Genomic DNA, 12,510 nt, shown 5'->3' with positions numbered 1-12,510 from the left:
AAATCAGTTTTAACCGTCTTTCAAGGAGTCTTCGTGTTTCAACAATTAATGGATGAAAAAGATTTTCTAGCTTTTACTTTAGCTAACATCGATAAGCACATACCCCAGCACAGTTTCACCTTATCTAATCAAACAACAGTAAAAATAATAGATAACGGTGTCATTAGTTTTACACCGTATGCTGGTTCTACCAAAGATATCGTATTGTCGTGTGCGGTTCATGGAAATGAGACTGCGCCGATTGAAATTTGTAATGAACTTATTCAAGCATTGCTAGAAGAAAAAATACAAACTGTGCATCGCGTTTTGTTTTTAATCGGTAACCCTGAATCAATTTTAACGGAGACACGATTTGTAGAAGAAAATATGAATCGTCTATTTAGCGGCGCTCATTCAATGGGTGAGGGCTTATGTAACAAAGAAAGAATACGAGCTAAAAATCTAGAGGATTATGTACGTGACTTTTTCGTAGACAATAAAACCTCTCAACGTATTCATTACGATTTACATACTGCGATAAAGCCATCTAAACACGAGAAATTCGCAATTTACCCTTTTAGACCAGGTAGAAGTTTCAGTCAGCAACAAATTATGTTTTTAGCAGGCTGCGATGTGGATACTATTTTGTTCCATCATGAGCCTACAACAACATTTAGCTATTATTCTTCAGAGCAGTTCCAAGCTGACGCATTTACCGTTGAATTGGGTAAGGTAATGCCTTTCGGTCAAAACGATATGAAGAAGTTCGCTAACACTCGTAAAATGATGAATCAATTGATAACTCAACATAATATTGAGTTAGAAGCATTCGATAGTAACAAAGTTAATTTGTATAAAGTTTCTCGTTCAGTCAATAAACACTTCGATGATTTTAGTTTCTCTTTTCCTAAATCGACTGTGAACTTTACTGGTTTCGAACAAGGGCAGACTTTAGCTACAGAAGGTGGCCAAGAAATTGTGATTGAATACCCGTATGAAGCTATCGTTTTTCCAAATGAAAATGTACCTGTAGGACAGCGCACGGTATTATGTTTGATACCAGCGCCTAACGAAGATATTCAGTAATATGTAAAGCTAGATATACATAATTAGTGAAAGGTTATTCACCAGATAGAATGAACATTAGTTGATCGCAAGTTTACGTTAACGTAATGTTCGTTCGCATATAATAATTAAGCTTTATTTTATAAGGCCTCACATAATAAGAGCACAATATGAGCAACGCACCACTGAATAATGAAACAGTGCATCGTGTCAGCTTCTTAGACAAAGCTTCCTTGCACATTCCTATTTTAAAAATTCTGCAAGCAGATGGCACCACTTACGAAAATGCTGTTATGCCAGTCATTGGTAAAGCATTAGCAGAGAAAATTCATGATACTTGTGTTTTTACACGCGTATTAGACGAGCGCATGCTCAGTGCTCAAAGACAAGGCCGTATCAGTTTCTACATGACTTGTACTGGTGAAGAAGCATCTATTATAGGTAGCACTGCAGCATTAGATGATGGAGACGTTATCTTAGCTCAGTACCGTGAACATGCTTCTTTACGTTACCGTGGATTCACTACTGAACAATTTATGAATCAAATGTTCAGTAATGAAAAAGATTTAGGTAAAGGCCGTCAAATGCCAATTCATTACGGTAGTAATGAACTCAATTACCAAACAATTTCATCACCACTTGCCACTCAAATCCCGCAAGCAACAGGTGTTGCACATGCATTTAAGTTACAAGGAAAACGTAACGTAGCCATTTGTTATTTTGGTGAGGGCGCTGCTTCAGAAGGTGACTTCCACGCGGGCCTAAATATGGCTGCAGTACTTAAATCACCGACCATCTTCTTTTGTCGAAATAATGGATATGCCATCTCTACACCAACAGAAGAACAATTTGCAGGTAATGGTATTGCTAGTCGTGGCGTAGGTTACGGTATGCATACAATACGTGTGGACGGAAATGACATGTTGGCTGTACTTGCAGCGACGCAGCAAGCTCGTGCTCACGCTCTTGAGCATAACGCACCTGTGTTGATAGAAGCGATGACTTATCGTTTAGGTGCACACTCATCATCTGATGACCCATCTGGTTACCGCTCTAAAGAAGAAGAGGCGAAGTGGGAGCAACATGACCCAGTTAAGCGCTTTAAACTTTGGATGATTAATAAAGATTGGCTAAACGAAGCAGATGATGCTGCACGTTATGAGAAATACCGTGAAGAAGTACTTAGCGCCGTTAAGGTAGCAGAAAAAGTACCTTTACCGCACATAGATGGTTTGATTACAGACGTATTGGATAAGCCTACACCTGTCTTAGAAAAGCAGCTTGCAGAGCTAAAACAACATATTAAAAAATATCCGAAGTCTTATCCTAAAAGCGCAGGGAGAATATAATTGTGGCTGAAATGAATATGTTACACGCCATCAATGATGCACTAGCCATTGCAATGACTGCTGATGAAAGAATGGTAGTTTTTGGTGAAGATGTGGGTCATTTTGGCGGCGTTTTCCGCGCAACTTCAGGCTTACAGGAAAAGTTCGGCCGTGAACGTTGTTTTAATACGCCACTCACCGAACAAGGTATTGCAGGTTTTGCTAACGGACTTGCTTCCAATGGCATGACAGCCGTTGCTGAAATTCAATTTGCAGATTATATCTTTCCAGCATTTGACCAAATAGTGAATGAAACCGCAAAGTTCAGATACCGCAGTGGCAATCAGTTCAATGTTGGTGGTTTAACATTCAGAACCCCATATGGCGGTGGTATAGCAGGTGGTCATTACCACTCGCAATCGCCAGAAGCTTACTTTACACAAACACCTGGTTTAAAGGTGGTTATTCCTCGTAACCCAGAGCAAGCTAAAGGGTTATTATTAGCTTCGATCCGCGATCCTAATCCGGTTATTTTCTTTGAACCTAAACGCCTATACCGCGCATCTGTAGGTGAAGTTCCTGCAGGTGACTTTGAAATTGAAATTGGTAAAGCAGAAGTAGTTAAGGCAGGTAATAATATAACATTACTTGGATGGGGCGCTCAGATGGAGATACTTGAAAAAGCAGCTAAGATGGCTGAAAAAGATGGTATTTCATGTGAAATTGTCGATTTAAGAACCCTTGCTCCTTGGGATATTGATACTGTAGCTACGTCAGTCAAGAAAACAGGCCGTTTATTGATTAACCATGAAGCGCCTTTAACGGGTGGTTTTGCAGGTGAAATAGCAGCGACAATACAAGAAGAGTGCTTCTTACATTTAGAATCTCCAATTAGTCGTGTTTGTGGTTTAGATACACCTTATCCGCTCATTCTTGAAAAAGAATATATGCCTGATGAACTTAAAACCTATGAAGCGATTAAAGCTTCAGTCAATTTCTAGGAGCAAGATATGATTAAAGATTTTATTTTGCCTGACATTGGCGAAGGCGTAGTGGAATGTGAACTTGTTGATTGGATGGTAAAAGAAGGCGATGTTGTCGTTGAAGACCAGCCAATTGCTGACGTAATGACAGATAAAGCATTAGTACAAATTCCTGCACCTCACGCAGGTGTTATCACTAAACTTTATTATGCCAAAGGTGAAATTGCGCAAGTCCACGCTCCTTTGTACGCGGTAGAACTAGATGCAACATCAGCTATTACAACGGAAACGGAAACTGAATCAGTTGCAGACCCTGCTCAAGTAGTCAGTCAACCAACTACAAACGCTAATTCTAATGCTAATGCTATCGAAGAGTTTTTATTACCTGATATTGGTGAAGGTATTGTCGAGTGTGAATTAGTTGAATGGTTAGTCGCAGAAGGCGAGATGGTTGTTGAAGACCAACCTATTGCAGATGTGATGACTGATAAGGCGCTTGTTCAAATACCTGCGATTAAAAACGGTAAAATTGTTAAACTACATTACCGTAAAGGTCAGCTTGCAAAAGTACATGAACCGTTATTCGCTATTGAAGTGGAATCAACTGCGCATGCGACTGAAGTAACTCAATTGGTTAATGAAGCAAATACTGAAACAACAACGTCTGTCTCGGCTGAACCAGTGGCACAAGGTAAAGCTTTAGCCAGTCCCGCTGTACGCCGTTTAGCACGTAGTTTAGATATCAATATTGCCAACGTGCCTGGCACAGGTAAGAGCGGCCGAGTCTATAAAGAAGATGTTGAAAACTTTGCCAATGGTAAAACTGCAACTAAGCCAGTAGCATCTCAATTACAGTCCAATGTGAATACACAAACGTTAAGTACTGCTGTAGCATCGAATACTTCAAGCAATATGTTGACTGCATCTGATAGAGTTGAGCCAATAAAAGGCGTTAAAGCTGTTATGGCTAAAATGATGGTTGAGTCAGTTTCGACAATCCCACATTTTACTTATTGTGAAGAATTTGATTTAACTGAGTTAGTGGCATTACGTGCTGAAATGAAACAACGCTACTCATCTGATGAAGTTAAATTGACTATGATGCCTTTCTTTATGAAAGCGATGTCCTTAGCCATTAATGAATTCCCTGTATTAAATAGCCAGGTGAATAGCGATTGTACTGAACTCACCTATAAAGCTAGCCATAATATTGGCATGGCTGTGGACTCAAAAGTGGGTTTATTAGTACCTAACGTCAAAGATGTACAAAATAAATCGATTTTAGAAGTAGCCGCTGAAATTACCCGTCTCACGACTGCAGCAAGAAGCGGTCGCGTCAGTCCTGCTGATTTAAAAGGTGGATCAATTTCAATTTCAAATATTGGTGCTTTAGGTGGAACAGTCGCGACGCCTATTATCAACAAACCGGAAGTTGCTATTGTCGCTTTAGGTAAATTACAAACCTTACCGCGCTTTAATGCTAACGGTGAAGTGGAAGCACGCAAAATAATGCAAGTTAGTTGGTCTGGTGACCACCGAGTTATAGATGGCGGAACTATTGCTCGTTTTTGTAATTTATGGAAACAGTATTTAGAACAGCCACAAGAAATGTTATTAGCAATGCGCTAAATCAATCTTGCTAATGTTTTAAGAATATAAAGGACGCTAATGCGTCCTTTAATTTTGTTAAGCGTTTTTGTATAATCGCCGGACGTTGTAACTTCTCGGAACCATAATGATCACTTCGGCACCGAATATCGAATCTATCGAATATCCTTTTCCTGCAAAACCTGCTTTATTGTCAGATGCTGAAAAAGCGGCTTCAAAAGCAAGAATTAAACAGCTGTTAATCGACCAAGATGCTGTTTTAGTTGCACACTATTACACAGATCCTGAAATCCAAGCACTAGCTGAAGAAACAGGTGGTTGTGTTTCCGACTCATTAGAAATGGCGCGATTTGGCCGTGATCATCCAGCAAAGAAATTAATTGTTGCTGGGGTTAAGTTTATGGGCGAAACATCTAAGATTTTAAGCCCTGAAAAAACGGTATTGATGCCAACTTTAGAAGCAACATGTTCATTAGACATTGGCTGCCCTATCGACAAGTTTTCAGATTTCTGCGACGCCCATCCAGATCATACAGTGGTGGTTTATGCCAATACCTCTGCAGCTGTGAAAGCCCGTGCTGATTGGGTAGTGACGTCTAGTATTGCGCTAGAGATTGTTGAACATCTAGATAGCGAAGGCAAAAAAATTATTTGGGGCCCAGATCGTCATCTAGGTAGTTACATTGCTAAAGAAACTGGCGCGGATATGTTGATGTGGCAGGGCGATTGTATTGTTCATGATGAGTTTAAAGCAAAAGCTTTAAGAGAGCTTAAAATTCAGCATCCAGAAGCTGCTATTTTAGTTCACCCGGAGTCGCCAGCTAATGTTGTTGCTTTAGCTGATGCTGTGGGATCAACTAGTCAGTTAATTAAAGCTGCGCAAACAATGAGTAATCAAGAGTTCATTGTCGCAACCGATCGTGGTATTTTTTATAAGATGCAGCAAGCCGCACCAGGTAAAACACTAATTGAAGCACCAACGGGTGGTAACGGCGCAACTTGTAAAAGCTGTGCCCATTGTCCTTGGATGGCAATGAATGGTTTACAAGCTATTGAAGCTTCACTTACTGCAACAGATAAAACAGACCATGAAGTGTTTGTTGATGATGAATTGCGTGATGATGCGCTAGTACCATTAAACAGAATGCTTAATTTTGCCAAAACTTTAAATATGAAAGTGAAGGGTAACGCGTAATTTTATAGCAAAATTTAAAAACAAAAAGCCCTGCAAGTGCAGGGCTTTTTAGTGTTTCAACTTTTTCAATTAAAACAAATTATTTGGCTGTCATTAATGCAACAGTATTATCTAACATGCGGTTGCTGAAACCCCATTCGTTGTCATACCAAGCCATAACTTTAACAAGTCGTCCATTAACGCGTGTTTGAGTTGCGTCAAAGTTAGAAGAAAATGCATTATGGTTGAAATCGATAGAAACTAAAGGCTCAACGTTAATGGCAAGCGCTTCATTCAGCGGTGAAGTTTTTGCTGCATCAGCCACAATTTGGTTTATTTCTTCAACCGTTGTGTCACGAGACGCTTGGAAAGTTAAATCAACCAGTGAAACGTTTACTGTTGGTACACGAACAGCTAAACCGTCAAACTTACCTTGAAGTTCAGGAACCACTAAACCTACTGCTGCAGCAGCACCGGTTTGTGTTGGGATCATTGACATAGCTGCTGCACGAGCACGACGTAAATCAGTGTGGTAAACGTCTGATAGACGTTGATCATTGGTATAAGCATGAATGGTTGTCATTAAACCAGATTCAATACCAACTGAGTCATTTAGCGGTTTTGCAAAAGGCGCTAAACAGTTGGTAGTACATGATGCATTTGAAATCACTGTCATGTCACTGGTTAACACTTCATTGTTTACGCCATATACTACGGTAGCATCAACATTTTTACCTGGAGCAGAAATAATAACTTTCTTAGCGCCTGCTGTTAAATGTGGTTGTACTGCTTCTTTAGAAGTAAAGATACCTGTGCATTCATAAACAACATCGACGTTTAATTCTTCCCAAGGTAATTTAGAAGGATCTCTTTCTTGGAAAGTCAGGATTTTATCGCCATTAACGTAGATAGCTTCATCATCATGATCAACTTTAGCGTTGAAACGACCATGTACTGAATCATATTTGGTAAGGTGAGCATTGATTGAAGCATCACCCAAATCGTTTAGAGCAACGATTTCAATTGGGTAATCCTTTTCGCTTTCATAAAGCGCACGTAAAACATTTCTACCGATACGGCCATAGCCGTTAATTGCTACACGGATAGTCATTGCATATCCCTCAAGTGATTATAAATCTGTTACGTAAATCATATGGTAGTAAAATTACCAAATTAACGATTTTCGTCAAGTAAAAAAGCCTAAAAACGGCAATAAAAGCTAAAATATCTGTATTTAATTTACAAAATCCGACATCTCGCACTTTTAAACGTCTTTTTTGAAAGTGCAATACACTGACGCTTGTTAATTAATTGCATTTTAGTGTAGCTAACAAGCGTGCCTTTGTTTATTCAAATCTTAATTTAATTTCACTTGTATCAAACTTACCTGCATTAAGTTGTTTCACTAGTTCCAAAGCATCAATATTAAGTTGCATCGCTAGTTCATTATTATTGGCTATTAACGCTAATAACTTTTCTTCTGAAGCAGTGTTGTCACTCATTAACGTATTTGCCTTAGTTAACAAATACTCATTTTCTGTATTTTGCTCTCTTCTATAAATCGTTGCGAGCGCGAGCAGCCAATCTGAATCTATATTGCTCGCCTTAACATGAGAAAGTAAATGCAAGTACAGCAACTTAGCTCTGGCTAAATCAGCCTTAATATAATGAGAGGCAACTTGAGCTAGCATAAAGGTTTCAGTCAGCTCACCGGCTTGTTCTGCTTTTATGACGATATCGCGAGAAGGAAAGTCATTAAATTTCGTCCAACGATAATAGGCAAGGTAAATATCGGGGTTATCTTTAGTGTACTCTTGTAATTGAGCTAAGTTTTGAGTACTTACAGCGTAAGCACGTTCTCTGTCCTCAGTACGATGTGTATTGATTATATGTTTTACACCGGCAGCGAGCTCAATGCAGTTGCTATAAGATTCAAGTTTTATTAATTGATCATATAGTTGCTTTCCCGACGGGGTTTCTGTGACTTTTAATTGGTAACGACTCCGAATTAAGTCGCCTTTTTCTACTAAACACCAACTATCTTTGTGTAAATCAGCACAAAGTTCAGGATTTTTTTTACAAATGCTGCCACTATTTCGGCCAACATCACAACCAAATAAGCCGAATAAAGCAGCAAATAATGAAAATGATGTAATTATTACTAAACTTTTGTTCAAAATAGGCTCCAAAACAGGAATTTCTCTAATAAAATTACACGTTTACTAAAAATTTCTTACTGGCGAAAAAGTGCAAATTTCATTACAATGTCGCCGACCAAAAGGGGTAAACCCTACCAAATAACGATTATTGGTCTTTTCTTTTTGTTACTCAATTCTTTCTGCACACGAATGCTGAAATATGAGATAAAGGATCTTTTTAATGAGCGCTGATAAACACCTACAAAGTTGGCAAGAACGTTTCGAAATGGCTGAGGCTATGCAGCCTTTACTAGGTAAACTGTACCGTAATCAAGGCGTTGAAGTCTTAGTTTATGGTAAACCACTTTTAAACGCATCTACAATTGAAATTATTAAAGCTCATCGACTAGTTCGTCGTCACATTGGCGAAAAATTACGCCTACGTGAAAGCTTTCCGTTCGTCGAAGCATTAAGCAAGTTATCAGTAAAGCACTGTAAAGTGGACATTGGCAAGTTAGCCATTAATTACTGGCGTGATAATGCTGATGCATCACAAATTCAAGCCTACATGACTAAAGAGCTGGAACAAGGCTTGAACTTTGGTGATGACGTTGATTCGAAAGATGTTGTTCTTTATGGCTTTGGACGAATCGGTCGTTTATTAGCACGTCTAATGATAGAAAAGACAGGTAAGAGTAATAAGCTTTGTTTACGTGCTATCGTTCTGCGTGGCGGTAAAAAAGGTGATTTAGAGAAGCGTGCTAGCTTATTACGTCGTGATTCAGTTCACGGACCATTTAATGGTTCTGTAGAAGTTGACGAAGAAAATAACGCGATTATTGCTAATGGTACCTACATTCAAATTATTTACGCGAATTCACCAGATCAAGTCGATTACACCCAATACGGTATTAACGATGCTTTAGTTGTTGATAATACTGGTATTTGGAAAGATGAAGATGGCTTAGGTCTTCACCTTAAGAGTAAAGGTGCAAGCAAAGTATTGTTAACTGCACCGGCTAAAGGCGCGATTAAAAACGTGGTTTACGGCGTAAATGAAAACGATATCTTACCTGAAGATATGATTGTTTCAGCTGCTAGCTGTACAACCAATGCTATTACACCTGTCCTTAAAGCGGTAAATGATAAGTATGGTATTGAAAATGGTCACGTTGAGACTATTCATTCATACACTAATGACCAAAACCTAATTGATAATTACCATAGTGCTGACCGTCGTGGACGCAGTGCACCATTAAACATGGTAATCACTGAAACAGGTGCCGCAAAAGCAGTAGCTAAAGCATTACCAGTAATGGAAGGTAAGTTAACTGGCAACGCGATTCGTGTTCCAACACCTAACGTTTCAATGGCAATCATTAGCGTTAACTTAAATGGTGAAACAAATCGTGAAGAATTGAATGAATATCTTAAAGATATTGCATTAACTTCAGATCTTAAAAACCAAGTTGATTACACAGACTCTACTGAAATCGTATCAAGCGACTTAGTTGGTTCTCGTTACGCTGGTGTTGTTGACTCTCAAGCAACAATCGCTGACGGTAAACGTGCAATTTTATATGTTTGGTATGACAACGAATTCGGTTATAGCTGTCAGGTTGTTGGTGTTATGCAGAAGATGCTTGGTCTAACGACATTGTCTTTGCCGGAAGCATAAACTGTTTTCTCAGCAAATTTAAAAAGCACTTCATGTTGAAGTGCTTTTTTTATAATTTTTATTCAATTGATATTATTTACTCAATACGTTGATTTATGCATCAAACAGTTCGCAAAGCTGTAAAATAGTGTAATTGCGCATTGACACATTTGCTTAAAACGGTAGAATTCCATTCCGCACTCAGAGACAAATTGACTAATCAATTTTATCAAGTGCATTGTTTGATATGCGACATTAGCTCAGTTGGTAGAGCGATACCTTGCCAAGGTATAGGTCATCGGTTCGAACCCGATATGTCGCTCCAATCAAACAACGGCGCGATGGCAGAATGGCTATGCTGCGGATTGCAAATCCGTCGACCTCGGTTCGACTCCGGGTCGCGCCTCCACAAATTTTGTTTAGTCGCTAACGAACTAGTTAGCGGTTAAAACAACACTTTTGCCCGAGTGGTGGAATCGGTAGACACAAGGGATTTAAAATCCCTCGCTTAATAGGCGTGCCAGTTCAAGTCTGGCCTCGGGTACCATTATAAATAAGCCTCGACTAATGTCGGGGCTTTTTTATGTCTAAAATCTGAGAAATTGGATCTGAGTGGAATCCCTCGTTGTTTTAAAGTAGGGCGTGCCAGTTCAAGTCTGGCCTCGGGTACCATTATAAATAAGCCTCGACTAATGTCGGGGCTTTTTTATGTCTAAAATCTGAGAAATTGGATCTGAGTGGAATCCCTCGTTGTTTTAAAGTAGGGCGTGCCAGCTCAAGTCTGGCCTCGGGTACCATTATAAATAAGCCTCGACTAATGTCGGGGCTTTTTTTATGTCTAAAATCTGTGAAATTGGATCTGAGTGGAATCCCTCGTTGTTTTAAAGTAGGGCGTGCCAGTTCAAGTCTGGCCTCGGGTACCATTATAAATAAGCCTCGACTAATGTCGGGGCTTTTTTATGTTTAAAATCTGAGAAATTGGGTCAAGAGTGGAATCCCTCGTTGTTTTGAAGTGATGATGTCTTTTATTACAAGATAACTATTTATTAAGTGGCATTTATAATTACAATCAAGGGCTAAATCAATTAACTAAAATTTTTCTATATCCATTAGATAAAATGTTAGCTAAATCAGATAAAACCTATTTTGTAGTCTTCACAAAGGCCAGATGTTTAGAGAATATCTATTTTTTGACGTCAATATTTACCAAATGTTTAAACTGTGAACTAATTCTTCCAACATTACAAAAAGTCACTATTTCATTGTGCTATTCAATGGTATAAATACTTAAAAATAGTGGTTCACTTCATACGAAGGAAAGATGTAATGATATTTTCTCAGGTCCCTCAAGCTCCAGCCGATCCTATCTTAGGTTTAACAGATGCCTTTAAAAAAGACACTCGAAAAGAGAAAGTCAATTTAGGTGTGGGTATTTACAAAGACGAAGCAGGGCAAACGCCAGTGTTAAAGTCGGTAAAAAAAGCTGAAGCCATTTTATTAGAAGCTGAGAAAACAAAAAACTATCTTGGAATCGAAGGTGTAGAACAATACAACGCTGTTGTTCAAACATTATTATTTGGCCAAGACAGTGACATCATTACAAACAAACGCGCTTATACAGCCCAAGCTCCAGGCGGAACAGGCTCATTAAGAGTTGCAGCGGAATTCTTAGTTAGAAATACAGAGTCAAAAACATTATGGGTCAGTAATCCAACTTGGGCTAACCATCAAAATATCTTTCAGACAGCTGGTTTAGAGATAAAAGAGTATGGTTATTATAAAGCTGAAACCCATGCCATGGATTTTGACGCAATGTTGACTGATTTACATGGCGCTAAAGCAGGTGATCTTGTGTTATTACATGGCTGTTGTCATAACCCGACAGGTATCGATTTAGATGCTTCGCAATGGGAAGTGATTGGCCAATTATGTGCTGATAAAGAACTTGTGCCATTATTTGATTTTGCATATCAAGGTTTCGGAGCAGGTATAGAAGAAGATGCTCAGGGCTTACGCATTGTAGCGGCTAAAGTGCCAGAGCTATTAATTGCCAATTCATTTTCAAAAAACTTTGGTTTATACAATGAACGTATTGGTGCTGTAACAATCGTTGCAGCAGATGAGCCAGCAGCTCAGAAAAGTTTCAGCCAAATTAAGAAAACCATTCGAGCTACATACTCAAACCCGCCAGCACATGGCGGTTTAATTGTCAGCACAATTTTATCTGATGATGCTTTACGTCAAGAATGGGAAGCAGAGTTGACTGAAATGCGCCAACGTATCGCAGAAATGCGTACGTTGTTTGTCGATACTTTAAAGTCTGAAGGCGTAGAGCAAGACTTTAGCTTTATCTCACGCCAAAATGGCATGTTTAGCTTCTCTGGCTTAAACAAAGATCAAGTAAATCGTTTAAAAGAAGAGTTTGCTGTTTATATTGTTGGTTCAGGTCGTATTAGTGTTGCTGGCATGACTAAACAAAATGTCCCTGTGATCTGTAAAGCGATTGCGCAAGTTCTGTAATCACACGAAAGTAAACTATTGATCATTAACATCAATATAAGAGCGAAAAGTAATGTTA

Annotated in this window: 9 protein-coding genes and 3 tRNA genes; 10 read left to right on the top strand and 2 right to left on the bottom strand. The window is 39.0% G+C overall.

Annotation, left to right across the window (positions count from 1 at the left end; translation table 11 throughout):
* Positions 1-33: 33 nt before the first annotated feature.
* From astE to nadA, 5 genes are all read left to right on the top strand, one after another.
* Positions 34-1,065 carry a succinylglutamate desuccinylase gene (gene astE / locus QPX86_RS10395; protein WP_220754435.1) on the top strand — a complete coding sequence of 344 codons (1,032 nt, stop codon included), beginning with the start codon at positions 34-36 and terminating at the stop codon, positions 1,063-1,065.
* 149 nt (positions 1,066-1,214) lie between these two features.
* Complete coding sequence (locus QPX86_RS10390) at positions 1,215-2,393, top strand: thiamine pyrophosphate-dependent dehydrogenase E1 component subunit alpha (protein ID WP_285162581.1); 1,179 nt, start codon at positions 1,215-1,217, stop codon at positions 2,391-2,393.
* A 2-nt stretch (positions 2,394-2,395) separates the two neighbouring features.
* Positions 2,396-3,373, top strand: coding sequence for an alpha-ketoacid dehydrogenase subunit beta (locus QPX86_RS10385; protein WP_220754433.1), 978 nt, complete (start codon positions 2,396-2,398; stop codon positions 3,371-3,373).
* A 9-nt stretch (positions 3,374-3,382) separates the two neighbouring features.
* Positions 3,383-4,984 (top strand): dihydrolipoyllysine-residue acetyltransferase, encoded by a 1,602-nt coding sequence (locus QPX86_RS10380; RefSeq protein ID WP_285162580.1) that lies wholly within the window; start codon positions 3,383-3,385, stop codon positions 4,982-4,984.
* Positions 4,985-5,090: 106 nt separating this feature from the next.
* Positions 5,091-6,158 carry a quinolinate synthase NadA gene (nadA, locus tag QPX86_RS10375; RefSeq protein WP_220754431.1) on the top strand — a complete coding sequence of 356 codons (1,068 nt, stop codon included), beginning with the start codon at positions 5,091-5,093 and terminating at the stop codon, positions 6,156-6,158.
* Between the two features lie 79 nt (positions 6,159-6,237).
* On the opposite strand, the gene gap is transcribed toward nadA, so the two are convergent.
* Both gap and QPX86_RS10365 read right to left on the bottom strand, forming a co-directional pair.
* Positions 6,238-7,248 carry a type I glyceraldehyde-3-phosphate dehydrogenase gene (gene gap / locus QPX86_RS10370; RefSeq protein ID WP_285162575.1) on the bottom strand — a complete coding sequence of 337 codons (1,011 nt, stop codon included), beginning with the start codon at positions 7,246-7,248 and terminating at the stop codon, positions 6,238-6,240.
* A 235-nt stretch (positions 7,249-7,483) separates the two neighbouring features.
* Entirely contained in the window at positions 7,484-8,314 is an 831-nt protein-coding gene (locus QPX86_RS10365) for a DUF2989 domain-containing protein (protein WP_285162574.1), read from the bottom strand.
* A gap of 202 nt (positions 8,315-8,516) precedes the next feature.
* Between QPX86_RS10365 and QPX86_RS10360 the strand changes: the two genes are divergently transcribed.
* The 5 genes from QPX86_RS10360 (at position 8,517) to QPX86_RS10340 (ending at position 12,452) form a co-directional block, all read left to right on the top strand.
* The gene (locus QPX86_RS10360; RefSeq protein ID WP_285162573.1) at positions 8,517-9,953 is read left to right on the top strand and encodes a glyceraldehyde-3-phosphate dehydrogenase; all 1,437 of its coding nucleotides are present in this window, start codon (positions 8,517-8,519) and stop codon (positions 9,951-9,953) included.
* Positions 9,954-10,181: 228 nt separating this feature from the next.
* Positions 10,182-10,257, top strand: a tRNA-Gly gene (locus QPX86_RS10355).
* A gap of 10 nt (positions 10,258-10,267) precedes the next feature.
* Positions 10,268-10,341 (top strand) — tRNA-Cys (locus tag QPX86_RS10350).
* Between the two features lie 52 nt (positions 10,342-10,393).
* Positions 10,394-10,479: transfer RNA gene (locus tag QPX86_RS10345), tRNA-Leu, on the top strand.
* A 779-nt stretch (positions 10,480-11,258) separates the two neighbouring features.
* Positions 11,259-12,452, top strand: a complete 1,194-nt coding sequence (locus QPX86_RS10340) for an amino acid aminotransferase (RefSeq protein WP_285162571.1) — start codon at positions 11,259-11,261, stop codon at positions 12,450-12,452.
* Positions 12,453-12,510 lie beyond the last annotated feature (58 nt).

Origin of the sequence: Shewanella goraebulensis, assembly GCF_030252245.1 — a bacterium.
Classification (GTDB): domain Bacteria; phylum Pseudomonadota; class Gammaproteobacteria; order Enterobacterales; family Shewanellaceae; genus Shewanella; species Shewanella goraebulensis.
Note: the sequence above shows the minus strand (reverse complement) of the source record. Positions and strands in the feature narration are given on the sequence as shown.

What these genes read in the sequence shown, in the direction of transcription:
- QPX86_RS10390 (WP_285162581.1), top strand. Translation starts at nt 1,215, where the DNA reads ATGAGCAACGCACCACTGAATAATGAAACAGTGCATCGTGTCAGCTTC.
- QPX86_RS10380 (WP_285162580.1), top strand. Translation starts at nt 3,383, where the DNA reads ATGATTAAAGATTTTATTTTGCCTGACATTGGCGAAGGCGTAGTGGAA.
- nadA (WP_220754431.1), top strand. Translation starts at nt 5,091, where the DNA reads ATGATCACTTCGGCACCGAATATCGAATCTATCGAATATCCTTTTCCT.
- gap (WP_285162575.1), bottom strand. Translation starts at nt 7,248, where the DNA reads ATGACTATCCGTGTAGCAATTAACGGCTATGGCCGTATCGGTAGAAAT.
- QPX86_RS10360 (WP_285162573.1), top strand. Translation starts at nt 8,517, where the DNA reads ATGAGCGCTGATAAACACCTACAAAGTTGGCAAGAACGTTTCGAAATG.
- QPX86_RS10340 (WP_285162571.1), top strand. Translation starts at nt 11,259, where the DNA reads ATGATATTTTCTCAGGTCCCTCAAGCTCCAGCCGATCCTATCTTAGGT.